The organism is Vibrio sp. 1S139 (genome assembly GCF_041439475.1).
Classification (GTDB): Bacteria; Pseudomonadota; Gammaproteobacteria; order Enterobacterales; family Vibrionaceae; genus Vibrio; species Vibrio crassostreae_C.
In genome coordinates this window covers 36,616-58,544 of the sequence record NZ_JBGOOD010000007.1, presented here as the reverse complement: position 1 = coordinate 58,544, position 21,929 = coordinate 36,616, and the positions used below count along the sequence as shown (strand labels likewise).

Below are 21,929 nucleotides of genomic sequence, written 5' to 3'. Positions count from 1 at the left end.
TGCTTAAGCTCAAGCATTTGCGCCATCAACTACCCAACTCGTGACAGCTTAAGTAGCTTTCTTAAATCATGAATCATACCTTTGGATTGCCCGACTAACTGCGACGGTTCCGACACGCTTTTGTACTCCATAACCAACTGTCCTAGCGGGTCAATAATGACAATGGAAGCCGGCGAAAACTCGGTGCTTAACTGATCACCACCAGCTAACAAAGATAAATCAGGCTTGTTGAGCGAACCCGACAACGAGTTACCTTCTGAGACGAAAACAACGGCGGTCACTCGCTCTTTGTTTTTCCCTAACGCTAAGTAGCTTTGATTCAAATAATGAAGCTGTTGTTCACACAAGCTTTCGCACTCCATCGGTGCGATATACCCCACCAACCACCCTTCTCCTTCCACCGGCGCCGTCAGCCCAAAATCTTGTAGAGTCACTCTTGGCTCAACTAACTCCCCACTGTTTGTCACACCAGATGTGTACCAATTCTGCTCTAATACAGTTTTAGCGATAATGGCAGGTAAGGCGAAGACCAAAATCAATCCGATGAGTACAAGTCGACCACGTGAGCGGCGCTGTTTAAACGCAGCAAGATTAGCATCGATACTTTCCTTTTTAGTTTGTGTTTGAGGCTTATCCATTTTGATTCCCTGTATTAGTCGCTGCCGATCGCTAACCGCGTTTATGTCGTTGCAAGCATTTACTTCTTATTCCTGTGACTATGTTTCTTCAAGTATCTAAACCCAATCAAAAGCATCAGCGAAAGCAATACCGCAGCCATCACAAACCATTGAAATGAGTAACCAAAGTGCTTCTCAGACTTCATCGCCGTCGGACGCCATAACATTTCATAAGGCCATGAATCCAAGCTCTGAGGTTGAAAAATGAACGGCAACACCTCTTGCCCTGTGTATTGTGATAACGCTTCTATGTTGATGTTTTGAATCCTTTTCGGCGTCGTGTTTTCTAGCCCAAGTTCCTGACTTAATGGATTCACTGAACGAGTGTACAATCGCCCAGACATCTGGATAGGTAGCGTGATCTTTCCTATTTGTGGTAGCTCCCTTCTGTCATTACTTGCTGCAACGAATCCAAGATCGATCAAAAGCTGTTTTCTTCCATCTTGAGTTTGGACTTCGCTCAGCATGTAAATAACATACCCCACCGTTCCTTGATTGATTTGATTGTCCAGCAAGAGAATTAAACCACTCGATTTCACTAATTCGACGTCAGCTTTCAAGCCATTTAAGGTCGAAGGGGGCACCGGCTGCTGAGTTCCAACGCTTGCCTCTCGCCATTCATTGAGCACTGCATCTAGTGGTTTAGAAGGTTGCATAGCTCTCTGCGATAGCTGCTGCTCATAACGTAGTTTCTCGTTACCTCTGTCTAACTGCCATAAACCCAACTTGATTAAAGTGCCGACTGAAACCAAAGTTAAAGCAACCGCAAACCAAAAACCTTTACTGCGGAACGTTCGTTCATCATGATTCAAACGGTTTGGAGTTATCACTATGGCGTCACCTACCTTTATCCTGTTATTCAAAGTTGTGTTAGTTGCCCTGCTGTTTTTCATTGCATTCAACTTAATGAAAGGGCTCATTCAAATCGCTTCTAGCAAACACAATGGCAAAAAGCTGAGTCACTTCTTGGGGCGTCGAGTCATGTGGTCAGCTGTTGCTGTGTTACTGCTATTGCTTGCTTTAGGGTCAGGAGTGATAACTCCCAACCCTCGTCCTTATTAAGCCCTTTAGCTCTGTCGCTTCACTAAAGTACGTATACAAACACGAATAATCCTAACCAAACCACATCAACAAAATGCCAATACCAACTGCCTGCTTGGAACGCAAAATGGTCTTTGGGTGTAAAATGATCTTTGGCAACCCTAGCCAACAGGACGATTAAAAAGATCGTCCCTAAGCAGACATGTAAACCATGGAAACCCGTCAGTAAGAAGAAGGTGTTGCCATAGATTCCCGATTGAAGGGTAAGGCCCATATCTTGATAAGCATGGATATACTCTTCAACTTGGAAAAATAGGAAGAACCCAGCCAGAACGATGGTGATCTCTAACCAAACGATTAATGCCATGCGCTTGTTTTGTTCGAGGCTTAGATGGGCCATATGCAGCGTGATAGATGAGAGCAGTAGGATAATGGTGTTTTTGAGTGGAATTCCTTGCCATGGCATAGCTTGTGTTGTTACGCCATCCGGTGTCGTAGTCAGCGGCCACATTGATTGGAACATTGGCCACAACACTTCATGAGTCATTTCATTGTTGCCCGCCCCGCCAATCCATGGGACAGAGATCATCCGAGCGTAGAACAGCGCACCAAAGAAAGCGCCAAAGAACATGATTTCAGAAAAGATGAACCAACTCATACCTTGCCTGAAAGAGCGAGATATTTGCTCAGAATAGAGACCGCTCAAGGATTCTGTAATCACGTTGCTAAACCAACCCGCAAGCATGTAAAGCAACACCGCAAACCCGACGAACAACACAGCCTTACCGAAAACACCGCCAGCGGCATCAGTGCCCATGTTTTGCACGGTTAACCCTGCTCCAACCGCAACAAGAAATAGCGCAACGGCACCGACTAATGGCCAATGGCTTTGATGTGGAACGAAATAAACTTCCTTTTTAGAACTCATCGCTCAACTCCTTTTGTTGATTCTGGTTCCTAGTTACTCGCGATTACATTAGGCTCGGCACTACTTGATTCCCCGGCCACCTCATTCGTAATGTTAAATAGCGTATAAGAGAGCGTCAGTGTGTGAATCGATTCTGGAATATCTGGCTCTATGTAAAATATCAAACCCATTTCAGCGCTTTTATGCCCCTCTAATGGCTGTTGGTTAAAGCAGAAGCATTCCATCTTATTAAAGTAAGTCGCCCCCATCCCTGGAGATACTGAAGGCACAGCCTGCCCCACTAGAGAGTTTCCTGATAAATTTTTGGCGATGTAATTCGTTTGAATTACCTCACCAGGGTGAACCTCTAACACACGATCTTCAGGAACGAACTGCCAGGGCATATCAGGTTTGATGTGCGACATAAACTCCACACGAACCGTGCGAGAATAATCTGGCTGCATCCCACGTGGCTGTACCGCAGACACCGTATTAGTTTTGCCGTTGATTCCCAAAGCCTCGCACATGACATCGTAGAGCGGCACCAAAGCGAAACCGAAGCAAAACATCGCAACCACGCTCAACACCAAGTAGCCCGTCAGCTTTTTGGTCGATCGCTTATTAGACAGGCGCTTAGGTTGTTTTTTATCTTGATTGGGATCGCTTTGCTTATCACTCATGGTTCTGCCCTCTAATCCACTTTCGGCGGATGGGTAAAGGTGTGGTGAGGCGCAGGGCTTGGTACTGTCCATTCAAGACCTTCAGCTCTATCCCAAGGCTTACTTGGCGCAGGCTCTCCCCCTCTTACGCACTTAATCGCTAGCCATAAGAAAATTAGCTGAGACAACCCAAACGCAAAACCACCAATCGACACGACTTGGTTAACGTCAGCAAACTGAATCGCATAATCAGGAATACGACGCGGCATACCCGCTAACCCTAAAAAGTGCATCGGGAAAAACAGTACATTAACTGAAATCACCGACGTCCAGAAATGCCACAGGCTGAGCTTGTGGTCGTACATATGTCCGGTCCACTTAGGCAGCCAATAATAGGCAGCAGCCATAATCGAGAACACGGCACCGGTTACCAGAACATAATGGAAGTGAGCCACAACAAAATAAGTATCGTGGTATTGGAAATCAGCTGGCACGATAGCGAGCATCAATCCAGATAACCCGCCAATCGTAAACAAAACAATGAAGGCAATCGCAAACAGCATTGGTGTTTCAAAGGTCAAAGCACCGCGCCACATGGTCGCCACCCAGTTGAAGACTTTCACACCGGTCGGCACCGCTATCAACATGGTGCAATACATGAAGAACAGTTCGGCAAATACTGGCATACCCGTGGTGAACATGTGGTGTGCCCAAACCAAAAATGACAACAGTGCGATACTACAGGTCGCATAAACCATCGAGTGATAACCAAACAGGCGCTTACCACTGAATGCAGGGATGATGGCTGAGACAATACCAAAAGACGGCAAGATCATGATGTACACTTCGGGGTGCCCAAAGAACCAGAATATGTGCTGGAACATGACGGGATCACCACCACCAGCGGCATCAAAGAAACTAGTCCCAAAATATTTGTCAGTCAGTACCATGGTCACCGCACCCGCGAGCACGGGCATCACGGCTATCAGCAAGAAAGCGGTAATTAACCAAGTCCATACGAACATCGGTAGCTTGAACCAAGTCATGCCCGGTGCGCGCATGTTCACTATGGTTACGATCACGTTAATCGCCCCCATGATCGAACTGATCCCCATAATATGAACTGAGAATACGAATAGCGCGGTACTGTCTGGCCCATAAGTTGTCGAGAGTGGCGCATAAAAGGTCCAACCAAAGCTCGGGCCGCCCCCTTCTGTAAACAAAGATCCGATTAAGATTAGAAACGCAAAAGGCAAGATCCAGAAACTGAGGTTGTTCATTCTCGGCAGTGCCATATCTGGTGCACCGATCATCATCGGAATCATCCAGTTAGCCAAACCCGTAAATGCAGGCATTACGGCACCAAATACCATGATTAAACCATGGACTGTAGTCATCTGATTGAAGAAATCTGGCTCAACAAGTTGTAAACCCGGTTGGAACAGCTCCGCACGGATCACCATCGCCATGGCGCCGCCCGTTAAGAACATTGCAAAGCTGAACCACAAATAAAGTGTACCAATGTCTTTATGATTGGTTGAATACAGCCAACGAGCCCAGCCTTTAGGTGCCGCATGTGAATCGTGATCATCAACAGGCAAATCATTATTGCCCAAGGTGCCTTCCACAGAATGGCTCAGTACTTGATCTTCTGCTGGAGCCGATTTCACCGGCTTATTGATTGGTGAACTCATAACTGATCCTTAGCATCATTTTGTGCATCATCCGTTGAGCTTTCAGAACTGCCTTCTTGCTTCGCCTTATAAGCGTTGATATCTGAGGCCTGAACAATATCGCCGGTATCATTACCCCAAGCGTTTCGTTGATAAGTTACTACCGCTGCGATCTCTTTCTCGGTTAACTGATTATCGAATGCTTGCATCGCCGTACCGCCACGACCATAAACAATTGTGTCGATATGAACATCCACATCACCAAGGGCAATAGGACTTCCTTTGATGGCAGGGAATGCTCCAGGAATGCCCTCACCGTTTGCTTGGTGACAAACCGCACATCGAGTTTTGTAAACCTCTTCACCGATGGTATCCAACTCCGCCAAGGAAAGTGACGCATCTAATGCATCTTTTGCGGCTTGTTGTTCGGCTATCGCTAACTCTTTCTGCTCCGCTAGCCATGCGTCAAACTCATCTTCTTCCATGGCATGCACCACGATCGGCATGAAACCATGGGCACGACCACACAACTCTGCACACTGCCCTCGGTAAACACCAGGCTCATCTATCTTAGTCCAAGCCTCATTAATAAAGCCCGGAATGGTATCTTTCTTAACGGCGAATGCTGGCACCCACCATGAGTGAATCACATCATCGGAAGTCATCAAGAAACGGACTTTACGGTCAACAGGCAGTACCAGCGGCTTATCAACTTCTAGCAGGTAATGCGCGCCTTTCACTTCGAGGCCTTCAATCTCTTTGTCACTGGTCGCTAGAAGGCTGAAAAATTCGACGTCTTCACCAAAATAGCTGTAATGCCATTTCCATTGTGACCCGGTGATTTTAACGGTCAGATCTGATTGGGAGGTATCTTCCATCGCTATTAAGGTTTTGGTGGCGGGTATCGCCATAGCGATGAGAATGATGATAGGGATGATGGTCCAAAGAATTTCGACTTTCGTGCTTTCGTGAAAATGGGCAGCAACTGCGCCCTTCGATTTCCTGTGCCTCAAAATCGAATAAAACATCACACCAAAAACAACAAAGGCAATCGCACAACAGATGTAGAAGATCAGCATATGAAGTTCATACACCTTACCACTGATCTCAGTGACGCCTTGAGTCATGTTGTAATCACTGCTAGCGTGCACTAAAGGCGATACTAAAAGCACAACAAAACTCTTCAAAAGCCACGCTAGCCTAACCAGTAATCTTTTCAAAAGATCTCTCCTTGTCCTTCCTAATTGGATACTTGCGACCTAAATGTCGTTGCGAACTGGACAACATTCATTGTTATTCCGGCTACACATGAAAAGGCTGAATCTCAATCTACAACTCACATGGAACTAGCCTGTGAGCAGGCTACTGACCTCATATAAACCCAAGAACTAATACGGTTCAAAAGCGTTGGAGGTTTCCATGAAAGATTCAAAAACGGCGAACTTGTTAAATTTTGTTATATTTATGTAAAAGGCTAGTTAGTGATATCCAATTATTCAAGGTAAGTTTACTTACTAAACAGTCAATTATTTGAAGTGGCTTAATCTACGTGCCCTCTTGCCGTTGGAATTTATTTTATATCGAGTTTTACGATTGTCTCCATGGAAATGAGAATCAATATCACTTAAATTAAATCAACGGTAAGTCATACAGACATTAATAGGTTTAGTGATTATGCAAGATGCAATGAATTGGTTAGCGAGAGACCCAGATCCAAGAACTCGTGAAGAACTTCAACACCTCATCGATGAGGGAATGCACGACGAACTTGAAGACCGCTTTACTCAACGATTAGAGTTCGGAACGGCAGGACTTAGAGGCAAAGTTGGATGCGGCCCAAATCGAATGAACCGTTTAGTCATACAGGAAACAGCAACCGGGCTCGGCCACTACTTAATCGAACATGTCGCTAATGCGACCATTCGCGGTGTGGTCGTCGGTTATGACGGCCGTTTAGATTCAAAGCAGTTCGCGATTGATACCGCTTCCGTACTCACGGCTTTAGGCATTAAGGTTTATCTAACCTCGAACGTCGCGGCGACCCCTATCGTTGCCTTTGGTATTGAGCACTTCAACGCTGCAGCTGCCGTTGTGGTGACGGCCAGCCACAACCCACCGGAATACAATGGTTTCAAAGTGTACTGGGAGAATGGCGCTCAAATCATTCCTCCTCACGATGCGGGTATTGCCGCTGAAATCGATATCGCATCGACCAAGCCGCTCCCTTTAATGAGCCTAAGTGACGCTGAATCGCAAGGAAAGTTGGTGTGGTTAACTGAAGGCTATTATCAAACCTACCGCGCTGCGATAAATCAGAGCCCATACGTGAGTGACGAGATCGAATCGGCGAACACCACTATCACCTATACCGCAATGCATGGTGTCGGCGCACAAATGGCCGAGGATCTACTTCACGATTCTGGTTTCCATAAGGTATTCAGCGTCGCAGAACAAAGAGAGCCCGATGGTAACTTCCCGACCATCAACTTCCCGAATCCGGAAGAAAAAGGCGCGATGGATCTGGTGGTTAACCTAGCCAAAAGTGTCGATGCCGACATTGCTTGTGCCAACGATCCAGATGCAGACCGATTTGCGGTTGCAGTGAGAACATATGATGGCTCTTACAAAATGCTAACAGGTGACCAAGTTGGTGTGCTATTCGCGCATTACTTGTTATCAAAACCTCATACCAAAAACCAGTTAGTTGGTAACAGTATCGTATCTTCAACATTGCTTGAAAAAGTAGCTCAATCCCACGGGGCGACTTATTTCCAAACGCTGACAGGCTTTAAATGGTTAGCCAATATCGGCATGCAATTAGAAGACGAAAGCAATGAGTTCTTATTCGCCTATGAAGAAGCGCTAGGCTATACGATTGGTACTCAGGTTCGAGATAAGGATGGACTGTCTGCCATCGTTGTTTTCGCTCAACTGGTTGAGGAGCTGAAATCTCAAGGCCGAACAGTTTGGGATCTTCTTGCTCAGATATCGTTGGAACATGGTGTCCACACCAACGCACAACGCAGTATCGCGCTTGACCCAGATTCACCATCGTTAGGTTCGAAGCTTAGGTCTGCACAACCTAAAGCAATCAATGGCGTCGCTATATCAGTGATTGAAGATCTGCAGTCGTCTTTACGCTTTGTTATTGGTGGTAATACTGAGGCGATTAACCTGCCCGCAAGTGACGTACTCATCTATCACCTCGAAGACGGCTCACGCATTATCGTAAGACCTTCCGGCACTGAGCCAAAAGTTAAGGTCTACTATGAGACGGTGACAAAATTTGAAGGGACAGAAACCTACGAAGACACTCGCCTGCGCGGTGAGAAGTACATGGACAAACTCATCGAACAACACCAGCAAGAGCTGAATTCATAGCGATTTAGCGCGTTCAACATGTAACGGTTAAATATAAAAAATGGACGCTCGTAGCGTCCATTTTTGTCTCAGCGGCTAACCACGAGAAGATGTCTGATTTGATTCGCCTACGAAGTAAAGAAAGAAGACAACATCCAGATAGCTAACACGATGAAAACTCCGCCCATGACTTTCTGTTGATAGGTACGAAACTTCGCGTTTTCTACGAGAGACTTACCAATCGTACCGACCAACGCTACTAGTAAGAAATTGAACGTTAAACCTAAGACATTCAGTAGCAAACCAAGCACTAACATTTGCTCGCCCGAAGTCGCTTCAATATTCGTTGATACAAACTGAGGTAAAAACATCACGAAAAATACCAAGGCTTTAGGGTTAAGCAGGTTGCTGATCAGCGCTCGTTGATAATAGGCTTTTGCAGCAAAATTATCGTTTAACTCCGGCGCATTACCCTGCTCTGTTCGCAGGCAGTCCCATCCCATCTTCAACAAGTACGCGCCGCCTAACAAATGTAGAGCTTTAAGCGCTATTGGGCTCATTGCGATCAACGCTGATACACCCATAGCCGCTAATACTGTCAGAATGATTCCAGAAGTCGCATTACCTAGGCTTGCAAACACGCCGACCTTACGGCCATAGCTCATGCTTGAACTCGCAATCAGTAACATATCAGGGCCAGGTAAAAGAAGAAGTGCAACAACGGCAGTCAGGTAGACAGGTAAAATGGTTAAGTCGATCATGAGGGTCAGCATTGATAAAAACGGAGGCGGATTTTATATCAATTACCAACACCCTTCCAGATGCAATCAGTTGTTCGACGTTTATTTAATCGAATTAAAAACCAACATTAAGCGACAAAACCAATTTATTAACTAAATAGAAAAGACTAATTAACTTGCTACCCATTCGATCTCAATCAATGTCGTATCGCCACACTTTAGGCGACCAAGGAAGATATCGCCTCGATGTACGGCCCCAACACCTTTTGGCGTACCTGTCATCACAACATCGCCGTCTAGTAAGGTGGTATAAGAAGACAGCTCTTCTAGGATAGTTTTTGGAGAGTAAAGCATCTGCTCAACATGTCCTTTCTGAACACGAACACAGTTAATAAACAACTCTAGGTTTAAGTCTGCAAGGTCTAAGTTATCAATTGGAACAAAGCGACTCAAGACAGCGGAACCATCAAACGCCTTGGCGCGCTCCCAAGGTAGGCCTTTCGCTTTTAAGCTACTTTGTAATTCACGTTTGGTGAGATCTAGTCCTAAACCCACAGCGGAGTACTGGCCATTTTCAACAATAAAACAGATTTCTGCTTCGTAGTGCAGCGCTTCTTGATGAAAAGAAGACAGGGATGACGTAACGCTGGTACTTGGCTTATTGAAAACCACCATAGAGTCAGGGATCGCATTGTTAAGTTCTTCAATGTGATCGACATAGTTACGCCCAACACACAGTACTTTTGTTGGGGTTGCTGTTCGTCTCGAATTCATCAATTGTTTCTGATCTACAACGCTGCTCATAGTTTATCCCTTAACTATTTTTAGAGAGCAGAGTTTAGCGCATCATAAAATGAGAGTCTTCGACAAGATGATTACCGATCTCTAAATTCTGATCTTGAGCTCAATTCATTGATTTGAATACTTTTAGGTAAATATCGGTGTATATCTCGACCGACCCACCAGGAATAGAGTCATCGGCTTACATAAATTAGAGAAAATGAAACTAAAGTAGGCAGTTAAATTTGAAGAGCATTAAAACGAAAGAAGCCCTCTTAAACCATAGGTTTGAGAGGGCTTAGCATGGTGTCTAGGACAGTATCCTAAAAGGTAAACTTAAGGAGTAAACACTATGCTAAATAAGTCTGCGACTTATAGGTAGTAACGAGCACCAAGTAGCCACTGGTCGTCAGCTTTTTCTTTGTACACGCCAGAACCTTGTAGATCGAACTGGTAACCAGCAAAGCCTACGAACTGAGATGTGAAGTTGTATTCAGCTTGTAGAGCAGTTGTAGCAAATACTGTTTCGCTCATCTTGTCATCTTCTACAGCTTCGTAGTTAACGCTTAGGTTAAGGCTGTTAGACAATGCGTAAGAAGCTAGCAATTCAACTGCAACTGACTCTTCAAGAATCTGGCCGTTACCAGAGTTCATGTAGTTATTCATTGCGTAAACACCAGCAAGGTAAAGACCTTCAGCGCCGTATGAACCGTAAGTTGCACTCAACACGTGAGAGTCAGCAGTTTGTGAGCCAGCACCAACGTACTTAACATCACCAGTGTTGTAAGCGTAGTTTGCAGTAACGTCAGCAATAGCGTAGTTCAAAGCAATTTGACCACGGTTGCCGTATTCATTCAAACCGTCAGCTTTACGACCTTGCCATGCAACAGCTGCGCTTAGAGAACCTGCGTTACCGAAATCGATAGCATTGCCGTAGCTCACCATCTCTTCACCACGACCAGTACCTAGGTTACCGTGATCTTCGTAGATGAAGTCATTCGCGAATGCGATTGGCATATCTGCTACGCCAGCAACGTTGTAGTAAGGTGCCCATTGAGTACCTACTGCTGTACGACCGTAATCGTCGTGAGAAAGACCAACGTAGCCAAGACGAGTCGTGAATGACTCATCACCACCGTCAAGCATGTTTAGCGCCCATTCACCTTTAGCGTCAGCAGTAAAACCGTTGCCAAGATCGTGAGTTGCACCGAAGTTGATACGTGGAGATACAGACTCAACACCGATGTCATCGCTATTAAGGCGGTCATCACTGTTTACGTCGCCAACTGCAACTGATACGTGACCACCTACAGAGAATGTTGTGCCGTCTTCGTTGTAAAGTTCTACAGCAACTGCCTGTGTACCAAATACTGCACCAGAAATTGCTAGCGCTAAAAGTTTCTTATTCATTGTCATATCCATTATGTAACTGGGTGAGTTATTCACTAACAACCTCGTGCTTACGGAGAAGTTGTTACCTGCATTTAACAAGTAGGCAAACCCTAATATACGAATGACAAGAAAGTTGCATTAAAATATATAAAATAAAAAAATCGCACTATAAAAACAAAAATACCTTTTAAAACAGTTGATTAACACGACAATTGCTGGGATCTCCTTTCATTCTTTGAGATAAATACTTTGATTATTTTTGATTTTATAATCACTAAAAAAGCATTAAAAATCTAAACCCAAGGTAACTCATCAGACCATCGAGAGGCTCGCCTTTGCCTTTGAAACATTTTGTAACACGTAGAGCTCAGCTGAAATATTTAGCTTTGTGAAACAAATCCCAATATGAGCTAGGAAAAATCGTTCAATAGAAAGTTCATTAGAGAAAAACAAAAAAAGGGCAACCAATCAGCGACTGGTTGCCCTTCATAACTCATCATTGAACTCTTATTTGAAGCAAACCTCAGCCCAACGAGCTAAACCTGCAGTTACTGAACCGAAGTAATTACCACTCACAATCGGTACATTCGGCACAGCTTGTTGTACGGCTTCACGAAGTATCGGTGAACGAGCGGAACCACCCGTCATGTAGATTACGTCTGGCTTTTTCTGGCCTTGTTGAATCGCTTCTTTAACCAACTCAATCATCTTAGACTTTGGTGTTTCAATCGCTTCAACCATCTGTTCGACTGAGATATCTACCTCGACCAGTTCAGAGGCAACATTAATCGCAGCACGATATTGAGGGGATTCTGCCAGCGCAATCTTGGCCTCTTCCGCTCTACGCACAATACCGTAACCCAAAGTGTCGTGATAAACCTTCATCAAACGTTCTAGCTTTTGAGGCTCTGACGCTTCTTTACGAAGTAATTTTAATGCCGCTAGGTTTTCTCTTGAATAGAAGTTCTTTTGAGCTTCAACATTATTAATCGCAATTGGGTTCCAGAATTGAGTCAGTGGCATATCAATACCCGAAATGCCTTTGCTGCCCATACCAAAAGGTGACATCAGTTGTTTGAATGCAAGATAGATATCGAGGTCATTCCCCCCTACCCTTTGCCCACTGTGTGCCAACAAGCTCTGGGTACGATCCGCTTTACCAGACCACGTTGGTCCCATTTCTAATAATGAGCAATCGGTGGTACCACCGCCAATATCAACAACCAATACTGTTTGGTTTTCAGTTAATGTGCTTTCGTAATCAAGGCCTGCGGCTACGGGCTCAAATTGAAAAGCGATATCAAGGAAACCGGCACGCTTAGCTGCGCGAGACAGTATGTCTTCAGCTTGTCTGTTCGCCTCTTCACCACCTCGACCGTGGAAGTTAATTGGTCGGCCGATAACAGCTTGCTTGATCTGCTCTTGAGTCGTGAGTTCGGCTTGATTCTTGATATTTGCCATCATGGCGCACACTAAATCTTCGAAAAAGCTCACCTGCACATCATGCAGTCCACTCGCGCCAAGGAAAGATTTAGGGGACTTAACATAATAAACATCGCGAGGGTCTTCTAAATATAAGTCCAACGCAGCCTGACCAAATGCCATGTCTTCTGGCACTAAGTCGATACTCTCTTCTCTGTTCAGCGCAATCGCACGTCGTAGTACTTGCTCACCGATCGCATCACTCGGCTTGATATTCAAGTGGCGGAATAGATGTTCAGAAACACTCTCACGAGTAGGCGCAAACACGGTTGAGGGAATATAGTGGTTGTTACCTTCTAGCGGTAACAGGCTTGGCTCTCCATTAACCATCGCCGCGACAGAACAGTTCGCTGTTCCATAATCAAATCCAATAAACATAATATCCCCCCACTCAACAAAAGGGGCGAGATGCTACATGAAAAGCCTAAAAATTACGAGGTCATTTCTAAATTTAACTGAGTAATTTCTTAGCTTAACGGCTCTTCAAGAAGAAACAAATATGCTACATTTCAGCCCAAATGAATCACAGGTTAGAGAAATGAAAACACCTTGCCGAGCGGCTTGTAAAAATAATGGCGGAATGTGTAGTGGCTGCTTTCGAACAATGGATGAAATTATAGGTTGGAAAGGCTTATCTGAAGAAGAGCAAACGTCGGTTATGGATAATCTTAGTGGCGCGAGTTCGACTCACCAATGTCCACAGTGTAATGAGCCAGCTCAATGCGATATCAGTGCGGGCAAAGAGACGTGTTGGTGTTTTGAGTTAGAAAAACGAGATACTAGCGATATTCCAAAGGCTGGAGTTTGTATATGTCGTAAGTGCTTGTCTGCCCTGCCCGTTCAGTAGTTTAGAGCCCATTTAGTAAGTTACTGGATAGCAAGTTACTAGCCAGTTCAACATAGACAAAAAAAGCGAGAGGTTGTTTTCTCGCTTCAAAATACTGAGATTAAATTTCGACCTAATCGTTACCTGGTTAGTGTCTACTTCACTTTTGCAACCAGCGCAGGTTGAGAAAACTGGATACCATTCCAGCCATGAACCATAAAGTTACGAATATTTTGATGGTCGCTGTTCTCAGGAAAACCTAGCACGTCGTTACGATAAAATTGACCAAAACAAGCAAGTGTTTGCTCTGCTGATAGGCCTTGCTCTAAACCAAAAGCAAAAATCTTACACGAACCATTATTCTGCCCTGCAGCGTTCACTACCTCACCATTGCGAAATTCGCGCTCAGAAAAATCATAGTGAGCTTCGATCACTTGCATTGTATCTTCAAATTGCACGGCCTCTGGGGTTTCAGCCAGAGTATTCAATAAGGTTTCCAGTTCCATTTACTATTTCTCCATCAAGTATATATCTGTCAGCAGTGTATCTTGTTTTACGACAAGAGTAAGCCGTTGTTTACTTGAGATAGCGATTCACTTTTTTGTTGTACGCTGCTAATTACTTCAATGAAACTAATGACATAGTTTTATCAGGGCGTTATATTATTTTATCAAACGATTAACATTGTTCAGTAACGAATATGCATAAAGATAAAAACTTAGAACTGTTCAGATACCTAAAGCCAGGTACAAAAACAGCAGGTGTATTGGAATTTGGCCCAGACGACTCAATCCAGATCAGTACACTTTATATCGGACACAAAGAAGATCAGTACCTCATCCTAGAGCTTACGCAAAAAGCGACAGAAGCACTGACGCTGAGAAAGCTCACAAACGTTGATATTATTGTTCGTGCGATTACCGACACCGAACTTGGGCACATTGTCGCGTTCAAAACCAATGTACTGGCTCATATCACCTCTCCAGCACATCTAATCTTCCTTCGCCCACCCTCAAACTTTGCAAGCAAGCCTATTCGTGAACACGAAAGGTATAAAGTACGTCTCAGCTGTGAAGTCACTTTTGATACCTTGTCGCTGGATGCCACACTAGTCGACTTTTCAGCGTCAGGGTGCGGTATCTATCTTACCCAGCAATCAGATCTTGATGTCGGCTGGAAGATAAAAGTCAATTCTGACTTAAATGAGTACTTAGATGACGATCTTGTCTACAAGGTGGTAAGTAAGAAAAGGCAAAGACAAGGCTGGCTGCTAGGTATCCAATTCCCTGAACACCTAGATATGAGTGATGAGTTGAAAACGCTGCTATTGGAACAAGCCTTTGTCGCTGGCTCGATATAAAGGCAGAAAATTAGTTACTTCTCTTCAACAGACTCCATTAAAGAGCACTAAGTTAAAGCCTAGTGCTCTGTGTCATTCCAGTATGAGTTTTTGAAATGAACAAACGCTTGGTGGAGCGACTCTTCTTTAATCGGCTTTACAATCACGTAATTCGCCCCTGCGGCCATAAAGCTGTCTCTAGTTGACTCTTGAGCATCAGCGGTACACGCATAAATAGGGGCTGACACACCAATCTCACCTCTTAGCTGCTGAGTGGTTTCAACACCACCGAGATTAGGGAGTTGGTTATCCATCAAGATCAAGTCATAGGTAATCGTCTTAGCCATCTCAATCGCTTCTAAGCCATCTTTTGCCCAGGTGACGACCATGCCATATTTCTTACAGAAAGCCTGAGCAATAAAGGCGTTGGTGTGATTGTCTTCCACCAGCAACACATTCAAAGGTCGACTAAACAACGCCTCTGGCTCAACCTCAGCTTGTTGCTTAGCATCGACTAATAGCGGCTTGGCGTGTACGACTACAGGAATTTCTATCGTGAACTCTGAGCCTTGACCTATCACGCTGCGGACTTGAATGTCCCCTTCCAGCATATCGACCAGATTTTTTACAATTGTAAGTCCTAAACCAGTGCCACCATATTCACGAGTGGTGGTCTCTTCGGCTTGAACAAAGGGTTCAAAAACAGCATCAATTTTGCTTTCATCAATACCAATGCCAGAATCTTTCACTCGAACGATCAAGCTGGCGTGATCGGAGTTAAAGATACTCTCGATCTCAAAGCTGACGGAGATACCGCCTTGATGAGTGAATTTAAAAGCATTACTCAACAGATTAAACATGATCTGATTGAGGCGTACTTGGTCGGTATTGATTTCAATGTCATCAACCAAGTGATTCACAATGGTAAATTCGACGGATTTATCTTCACACAGCGGTCGATAGATGCTGTCTAAGGTATTAACTAACTCCCCTAAACGGAAGTCTTTCTTTTGAATATTAAACTGCCCTTGCTCAATCTTTGAGAAGTCCAAGATATCGTTAAGTACCGCCAGTAAATGTTCCGCACTATTACACAGTACATCCACCTGCTCGCGATTATCTTCATTGTGCATAGAGCGCTTGAGCAGCTGAGACACACCGAGAATACCGTTGAGCGGCGTGCGAATCTCATGACTCATCTTAGCTAAGAAGTCTGCTCGCACATTCGCATGATGCTCAGCTTCTTCTCTTGCTCGATCAGCCTGTCTTTCCGCCTCGATAAGCTTAGTAATATCTTGCCCTTGTACCACCACTCCTGTGATGCCGTGTTCCACGCGAATAGCAGACATGTTCCAACGAAACACCTTTTCACCAATGGGTACGTTAATACCCGTCAGTTTAGAACCCTGAACCACCATTTGAATATTAGGCAGCATTCGCAGCTCAAACTCTTGGGCAATTGGACCATAATTGTCATCAGCATCGAACAACGCCATGCGAGCGGCGGGGTTCATCTGAATCAAATCGCCTTTTTTCAGACCAAACTAAGATAGGCGAATGAGCAAAGTTAAAGAGATCTTGGAATTTTTGATTCTGTTCAGATAAGCGCTCAAAGGTGTCTTCAAGAGTACAACCAATATGATGAAATTCGAAAATGTTAGAACCATCGAACTTGTTGTACTCTTCGCTAGCACTTGCCGAACGAGTAAAGTCCATTAGCTTATCAAGCTCGGCTGAGACTCTCTTTTGAATCCAAGTTCGAGCAAAAAAAGACATCAATATGATCACCACAATCACCACGCTGATCGCACGCTGATAATTCTCTTCTAACGCAATGAAATTATTATTTTTTTGAACAGCTCGAATGATTAAAGGAGTTTCAACAAGCATTAATCTTAATGGTTGCGATGGTAACGAAATGACGCGGCAACTGTTCGTACATTTGGTAATTGAGGATGTCAGTAATGGTGTAGCTTTCATCACCACTGAATGTCGATGTCACCGGTGTACCGTGCGCTTCAATCACGATATTTTCGCTATTACTGCCCTGTTGGATTGACTCAGCCAAAGAGAAGTTGTTGTCAAGCACAATGGCGATATAGAGTTGACCAAGGACTTCCCCAGTAGCGTTATCAACAATAGGGGTACGGCGAGCCAACAAGTGACGCTTACCTATATCTGTCCTCAGTTTAATAAAATGCCAATTACTGCTGAACGAAACCTCATCAGAAATATGCTTTAAGTTGGACTCATCCAAACCATAAAATTGACTGTTGCCGTCTTCCCAAGCCAAACCATCGTGGGTTGAGACAAAGCGTAAATCTGGTGCATGATCCGGTTCACGTTGGTCAACACCAAAGAAAAAGTAGCTCAGAGTCTCGTCATTACCCGTATCAAAATACTCTCTGAGAGTTTCACTGTGTGAGCTACTGTCTTGATGGATTTGCAGCACCGACAAACGATAATCAAACATGTTTTGGATCAGGCTTGAGGTTTGCTGTACCGTTCGATTCGTCTCTTGCTGTACGATATTACTGCTGGTTTCATAATTATGAATAAGCACGCCAAGTGCCATCACGCCTATCACCAAAATAACGATACGCGTAATGAGTCTAGCTAAAGTGTTTCTAGGTGTGCTGGCGTAACTTTTCTTCATTAGTGACCTGAGTACCTAAATGCTCGCTGTTTAAGTTCTGAAATACGTTCTGGGGAATCTTCCTTGGTGACAATTTCAAATTCACCAGAGTAAACGGTAGGCACTTCCAAACCGGCTAGATCCCACTTGATCGCCTCTGCCATTGCAATGCCTGTATCGTCGTTCATACGCATGACAGTAACATCTAGGTCGCCCCTTGCAATGGCTTCAAGTTCAGCAGAGCCGCCTCCCCAACCATTCACTAAGATGTCTTGGCCCGATTCACGAATCGCTTCCATTGCACCGAGAGCGACATCCGTTGAACATGCATAGATAAAGTCTAGATCCTTATCGTTCTCTATGCTGATTTTAGCCGCTTGGTAGCCACTGTCTTTGTTTGATTTTGTGTAAAACGAAGACTTAAGGGTAAAGTTGGTATCCGTATTCACTTCATGGATAAAAGTATCTCCACGCGCATCACTGATATAGCCTTGTGAGTAATACAAAACAGAATACTTACTGTCTGGCGGACTTACTTGTTTAAAATAGTCCGCCAGTTTTAAACTGCCTGTCGCATGGTCAAAACCCACATACATAAATGGCTGTCTATCTGCCCAAGCTCGCACTGGCGTCGTGATATTTTGAAGAATCAGTTTGGTGTCTGTAGAGGTCAACACGTGCTCGATAAACTTGCGGTGGCGCGTGGTATCTAGCGTGAAAATCAAATAATCCGTCTTGTTTTCAATCGCTTCTTGCAACGAAATACTCTGCTGCGCGAGATCGGCATTAATACGGGTAAACACTTGATTTATTTGATAGCGGATCTTCAGCCTATCGAGACGCTTCTCAAAAGCTTGAATATTGCGAACCCAGTAATCCGAGATCTGTTGGCCCGGATACACCACGGAAATCGTAATTGGTTTGTCTTGGATTCTTCTCAGTGGCACAGGGTGATTTTGTACAGCCTCGACCATTTTATCGGTCAATGCTCTTTGTTCTGGAAAAGTGGAAAGATAATCTTGGTATTCCCAGTACCCATTGAGGACATGAGTACCATGGGAGAGAGCGGACGCAGAAAATACGGCAAGTCCAAACAACATCAGTAAACGTTTCATATTTTTCTCGTTTTATATGAGCTACTTTGGCTCATTTTTTAACCTAGCATGACACCATCTCTTTGTATGGCTAATGGATATTATGTAGGACAACGATGATAAATGATAGCGTCTAACACTAATTAGAACGACATTCTAAATGAGCAATATGTTAATTTGGAATGGAGATTAAGAACAACGAGTTAAATTATGATTTCAGCCCATTCACGGTAAGAGTAATTACCATTTAAATTCATAAGCTTAGCTAGAGCCGATATAGCTCCTTACACTATTAAGATTTAATCAATAACAAACATTTTAGCTATGAATTATGAGACTTCGATATATTGAATTTTGTCTTTTTGCCACTCAATAATCAGTTTGAGTGATACCAGTTTTTCTTTGCGGGATTTGGGCAACTGCTTGATCGCGTATTCGGTTTTCAACGCCTCACTTTTTGAGCCAACACCAAAGCTCCAAACCAGCTTAAGTGGGCCTTTACCTTTTAAAGCTTTGGCGCCTTTACCGGTTTGATGTTGTTCAAATCGACGTTCTAGATTGTTCGTCACGCCACAATAAAGGGCATTGTGACGATTGCGGATCAAGTACACGACCCAATCCGCATTTTTATCAGCATCTGACATTTAAAGCAGTGATTCAACCAGAGCCTTAAGCTCTGCCACTTCTGCTCGTAGGCTTGCAACTTCAGACTCAAGCTCTTCAAACTTTTCACTCGTTGCAGAGGGGGCAGCCGCGCTTACTGATGCCATCGCAAACGCTTCAACGTCCACTTCACCGCTCAAGAAATGCTGGTAGCGTGATTCACGTTTACCCGCTTCGCGTGGCAGCTTCACAACCAAGGCACCTGCTTCTCTTGCAGCGAGTTTGTCTAATGTTGCTTCTACTTCTTTCACATCACTAAAGTTTGCAAGGCGACCCGTTCGAGTACGAAGTTCACCGGGTGTTTGCGCACCGCGCAGTAACATACAGCAGATGATTGCACGCTCTTGCTCTGTAAATTGCAGATCGCCGAACTCAGTGTTGCAGAAACGATGCTGATACTTATTAACACGGCTATTGAAGCTGCTCTCATCACTCACCATGCGACGTCCGATTAAACCATCAACTGCATCTAAAACATCTGACTCAGAAAGAGAGAGAACAGGTTCACGGTTACTCTTTTGATTGCATGCCGTGGTTAAACTGTTCAGTGTCAGTGGGTAATGATCGGGAGTAGTGACTTCTTTCTCGATCAAACAACCGATAATTCTCGCTTCAATTGGGGAAAGTACTGTGTTCATCGTTTTTCCTTTTTATTATTTTGATAATTCCATCTCAACACCTAACAATGCAGTAACTAGTGTTCAGACAAAATTGGTACTCGTTTCTTTCTGCCCTGTTCATCAATCATTATGATCTTAGAACGGTTTAGCTCTATTTCCACGACTTCCAAATAAGTACGCTCTTGTACATACGCATCACGAAGCTTGTTTTGTTCTGCTGAAGATTCAGTGACATTGTCGTCCAATTCTTCGTTTTCCAATTGTTGTTGATTCATTTCACATTTCGTATCAATGCAGTATCTACATGGGATACTAACTTGAACGGTAAGATAAAAACAATCACACATCAGCGAGAGTGACGAATAATTAAACAACCTTACTTTTGCTTTGATCTAAAGACTGTTACATCATCAATTGATGTGCTTTAATCAGAAGCAGACAACGTATTTGACGAATAGGAAAAGGAATCTATGAGCAGCGTATTTGAAATTGTTAACCAAGCACGACGTAAGAACAAACTTAAGCGTGAACTTTTAGACAACGAAAAGAAAGTTCGTGACAACCGTAAGCGTGTCGACCTTCTTGATAACCTACTTGATTACATCAAGCCAGAGATGACCCACGACGAGATCCTAGGCATTATCAAAAATATGAAAGCTGACTACGAAGACCGTGTTGATGACCACATCATCAAGAGCGCTGAGATTTCTAAAGCTCGCCGTGACATCAGCCGTCGCATTCGTGAACTGACAGAAGAAGACAAGCAAATCCAAGGTAAGAAGTAATCTAACCTCGCTAATTTACTTGTAACAATGTTAGTAACCCACTCTTAGTAGTGGGTTTTTTTACCTAAACTCCAGCGTCTATACTTAAGCATCTAAACCTAACCGTCTAGGCTTAAGCGTACCTAAGCAAAATGAATGAAACTCAACAGCAGTATCAAACTAAATAACGAGTGTACACTAGCGATGGAGAGACTTTATGTACGGAAGTATTCTGATTACCTTGGCGTTATCAACGACACAACCTTACCCTGAAAAATTTGAGAAACTTTATACCGAAGAAACCGAAATCACTTATGACGATCTCGTGGTCGATGTTCATGGCTACAAGGTTCCGACCCGATCAGCATTTCGAGGTTGGATGCTCCTCAATCACGCTCAAGACCAAGTGAGAGCAATCGGACAACAACTCAAGGACAATGGCGTTACTCAGAGCATGCCTCTGCATCTCGTTCTATTGCAAGGGACGGATTGGGCAATGAGTAATACAACCTTGTTTACCCTCCCAAATAAGAAACATGTGCCAAACATGATCAATACCCTGAAGTACATACAACAATATATTGAGCCTGAAATCGGTGTTGTTATACCAGTATCTGGAGAGCGAACCGATATCTACAATCAACAAGCTGGTGGTGCACTGCGAAGTAAGCACTTAGAGTTTTGTGCCTTAGACCTAGTGCCTGCAAATGACATTACTCGCGAAGATCTACACGTGAAACTTAAAAAGATTCATTCGGAATTCGGGCAAAAAAATAATGTTGGGCTTGGTTTATATTCAGGTGTTCGATTCCACATCGATACTTGTGGGTTTAGACAATGGTAAAGAAACACGATCAAGTCATAAAGACCTGAAATTCGCACGTGTCACTTAGACTCTAAAAACAAGTGAAATTACATAAGATTATGATTTTAAATGTAAATTAAAACTGGAACGCTAATTGATATTAATAACAAGTATCATAATTATTAATAGCAATTAGGAATTCAATATGAAGACGATGACTCAACGCTTTCAAACTCTGCTTTCTGTTTCAAACTTCAGTCTAGCGATCACAACCTTGCTTATGCTTCTCAGTATTATTGTTGCTTATCCAATGGCCGATCACTTCTCACTGCCAATTCAAATCGTCGCCCACATCAGCACCATCTTAGTCGCAGCCTTGCTGAACATCAGCTATGTCGGTCGTTGCCTTGCACAATACAACCTTGGATTGGAAGTTCGTTAAGTAGCGCCGCGCTAGCCTTGATACGGGAGC

Annotated in this window: 22 protein-coding genes and 1 pseudogene; 7 read left to right on the top strand and 16 right to left on the bottom strand. The window is 43.9% G+C overall.

The window, feature by feature from the left end:
• Window positions 1–29 precede the first annotated feature (29 nt).
• Window positions 30–638, bottom strand: a complete 609-nt coding sequence (locus ACED46_RS04275) for a hypothetical protein (RefSeq protein ID WP_371720957.1) — start codon at window positions 636–638, stop codon at window positions 30–32.
• A 59-nt stretch (window positions 639–697) separates the two neighbouring features.
• Window positions 698–1,597: an SURF1 family protein gene (locus ACED46_RS04270; protein WP_371720956.1), complete on the bottom strand. Its 900-nt coding sequence runs from the start codon at window positions 1,595–1,597 to the stop codon at window positions 698–700.
• Between ACED46_RS04270 and ACED46_RS04265 the strand changes: the two genes are divergently transcribed.
• A complete protein-coding gene (locus ACED46_RS04265; protein WP_061031236.1) occupies window positions 1,509–1,739 on the top strand; it encodes a DUF2909 family protein in 231 nt (76 codons plus the stop codon). The genes ACED46_RS04270 and ACED46_RS04265 overlap by 89 nt on opposite strands.
• 22 nt (window positions 1,740–1,761) lie before the next feature.
• On the opposite strand, the gene ACED46_RS04260 is transcribed toward ACED46_RS04265, so the two are convergent.
• From ACED46_RS04260 to coxB, 4 genes are read right to left on the bottom strand one after another with little or no spacing between them, the layout of a single operon-like run.
• On the bottom strand, window positions 1,762–2,646 hold the full coding sequence (locus tag ACED46_RS04260) for a cytochrome c oxidase subunit 3 (protein WP_105057991.1): 885 nt from the start codon (window positions 2,644–2,646) through the stop codon (window positions 1,762–1,764).
• A gap of 29 nt (window positions 2,647–2,675) precedes the next feature.
• Complete coding sequence (locus ACED46_RS04255) at window positions 2,676–3,305, bottom strand: cytochrome c oxidase assembly protein (protein WP_371720955.1); 630 nt, start codon at window positions 3,303–3,305, stop codon at window positions 2,676–2,678.
• 11 nt (window positions 3,306–3,316) lie between these two features.
• Window positions 3,317–4,978, bottom strand: a complete 1,662-nt coding sequence (gene ctaD, locus ACED46_RS04250; protein ID WP_048612910.1) for a cytochrome c oxidase subunit I — start codon at window positions 4,976–4,978, stop codon at window positions 3,317–3,319.
• Window positions 4,975–6,177, bottom strand: coding sequence for a cytochrome c oxidase subunit II (coxB, locus tag ACED46_RS04245; protein ID WP_371720954.1), 1,203 nt, complete (start codon window positions 6,175–6,177; stop codon window positions 4,975–4,977). The genes ctaD and coxB overlap by 4 nt, the downstream gene beginning before the upstream one ends.
• Before the next feature lie 454 nt (window positions 6,178–6,631).
• Between coxB and ACED46_RS04240 the strand changes: the two genes are divergently transcribed.
• The gene (locus ACED46_RS04240; protein WP_371720953.1) at window positions 6,632–8,338 is read left to right on the top strand and encodes a phospho-sugar mutase; all 1,707 of its coding nucleotides are present in this window, start codon (window positions 6,632–6,634) and stop codon (window positions 8,336–8,338) included.
• Window positions 8,339–8,445: 107 nt separating this feature from the next.
• Here the strand turns inward: ACED46_RS04240 and ACED46_RS04235 are convergent, their stop codons facing one another.
• The 4 genes from ACED46_RS04235 to yegD all read right to left on the bottom strand — a co-directional run bounded on the left by ACED46_RS04235 (window position 8,446) and on the right by yegD (window position 13,089).
• Window positions 8,446–9,078, bottom strand: coding sequence for a LysE family translocator (locus tag ACED46_RS04235; protein WP_017061759.1), 633 nt, complete (start codon window positions 9,076–9,078; stop codon window positions 8,446–8,448).
• Between the two features lie 150 nt (window positions 9,079–9,228).
• Entirely contained in the window at window positions 9,229–9,861 is a 633-nt protein-coding gene (locus tag ACED46_RS04230; protein WP_371720952.1) for a fumarylacetoacetate hydrolase family protein, read from the bottom strand.
• A 348-nt stretch (window positions 9,862–10,209) separates the two neighbouring features.
• Window positions 10,210–11,247, bottom strand: a complete 1,038-nt coding sequence (locus ACED46_RS04225; RefSeq protein ID WP_102450112.1) for a porin — start codon at window positions 11,245–11,247, stop codon at window positions 10,210–10,212.
• 489 nt (window positions 11,248–11,736) lie between these two features.
• Entirely contained in the window at window positions 11,737–13,089 is a 1,353-nt protein-coding gene (gene yegD / locus ACED46_RS04220) for a molecular chaperone (RefSeq protein WP_017064846.1), read from the bottom strand.
• A gap of 160 nt (window positions 13,090–13,249) precedes the next feature.
• On the opposite strand from yegD, the gene ACED46_RS04215 reads away from it, so the two are divergent.
• On the top strand, window positions 13,250–13,558 hold the full coding sequence (locus tag ACED46_RS04215; protein ID WP_371720951.1) for a DUF1289 domain-containing protein: 309 nt from the start codon (window positions 13,250–13,252) through the stop codon (window positions 13,556–13,558).
• 134 nt (window positions 13,559–13,692) lie between these two features.
• Here ACED46_RS04215 and ACED46_RS04210 read toward each other — a convergent pair whose 3' ends face one another.
• Complete coding sequence (locus tag ACED46_RS04210) at window positions 13,693–14,043, bottom strand: HopJ type III effector protein (protein ID WP_017061764.1); 351 nt, start codon at window positions 14,041–14,043, stop codon at window positions 13,693–13,695.
• 194 nt (window positions 14,044–14,237) lie between these two features.
• Here ACED46_RS04210 and ACED46_RS04205 point away from each other — a divergent pair, with 194 nt between their 5' ends.
• Complete coding sequence (locus ACED46_RS04205) at window positions 14,238–14,897, top strand: PilZ domain-containing protein (RefSeq protein ID WP_371720950.1); 660 nt, start codon at window positions 14,238–14,240, stop codon at window positions 14,895–14,897.
• Between the two features lie 59 nt (window positions 14,898–14,956).
• Here ACED46_RS04205 and luxQ read toward each other — a convergent pair.
• The 5 genes and pseudogenes from luxQ to ACED46_RS04180 all read right to left on the bottom strand — a co-directional run bounded on the left by luxQ (window position 14,957) and on the right by ACED46_RS04180 (window position 20,163).
• Window positions 14,957–17,532: pseudogene (luxQ, locus tag ACED46_RS04200) on the bottom strand (quorum-sensing autoinducer 2 sensor kinase/phosphatase LuxQ).
• Window positions 17,532–18,626, bottom strand: a complete 1,095-nt coding sequence (locus tag ACED46_RS04195; RefSeq protein WP_371720949.1) for an autoinducer 2-binding periplasmic protein LuxP — start codon at window positions 18,624–18,626, stop codon at window positions 17,532–17,534. Before ACED46_RS04195 ends, luxQ begins: the two are co-directional and overlap by 1 nt.
• 308 nt (window positions 18,627–18,934) lie before the next feature.
• The gene (locus ACED46_RS04190) at window positions 18,935–19,249 is read right to left on the bottom strand and encodes a GIY-YIG nuclease family protein (protein WP_017061768.1); all 315 of its coding nucleotides are present in this window, start codon (window positions 19,247–19,249) and stop codon (window positions 18,935–18,937) included.
• Window positions 19,250–19,906 carry a YceH family protein gene (locus ACED46_RS04185; RefSeq protein WP_371720948.1) on the bottom strand — a complete coding sequence of 219 codons (657 nt, stop codon included), beginning with the start codon at window positions 19,904–19,906 and terminating at the stop codon, window positions 19,250–19,252.
• A gap of 56 nt (window positions 19,907–19,962) precedes the next feature.
• Window positions 19,963–20,163, bottom strand: coding sequence for a hypothetical protein (locus tag ACED46_RS04180; RefSeq protein ID WP_017068647.1), 201 nt, complete (start codon window positions 20,161–20,163; stop codon window positions 19,963–19,965).
• Between the two features lie 195 nt (window positions 20,164–20,358).
• Here ACED46_RS04180 and ACED46_RS04175 point away from each other — a divergent pair, with 195 nt between their 5' ends.
• The 3 genes from ACED46_RS04175 to ACED46_RS04165 all read left to right on the top strand — a co-directional run bounded on the left by ACED46_RS04175 (window position 20,359) and on the right by ACED46_RS04165 (window position 21,899).
• Window positions 20,359–20,673 carry a DUF496 family protein gene (locus ACED46_RS04175; protein ID WP_004742367.1) on the top strand — a complete coding sequence of 105 codons (315 nt, stop codon included), beginning with the start codon at window positions 20,359–20,361 and terminating at the stop codon, window positions 20,671–20,673.
• Between the two features lie 196 nt (window positions 20,674–20,869).
• Window positions 20,870–21,496, top strand: coding sequence for a D-Ala-D-Ala carboxypeptidase family metallohydrolase (locus tag ACED46_RS04170; RefSeq protein ID WP_017066096.1), 627 nt, complete (start codon window positions 20,870–20,872; stop codon window positions 21,494–21,496).
• A 166-nt stretch (window positions 21,497–21,662) separates the two neighbouring features.
• The gene (locus ACED46_RS04165; protein WP_017061772.1) at window positions 21,663–21,899 is read left to right on the top strand and encodes a hypothetical protein; all 237 of its coding nucleotides are present in this window, start codon (window positions 21,663–21,665) and stop codon (window positions 21,897–21,899) included.
• Window positions 21,900–21,929: the final 30 nt, after the last annotated feature.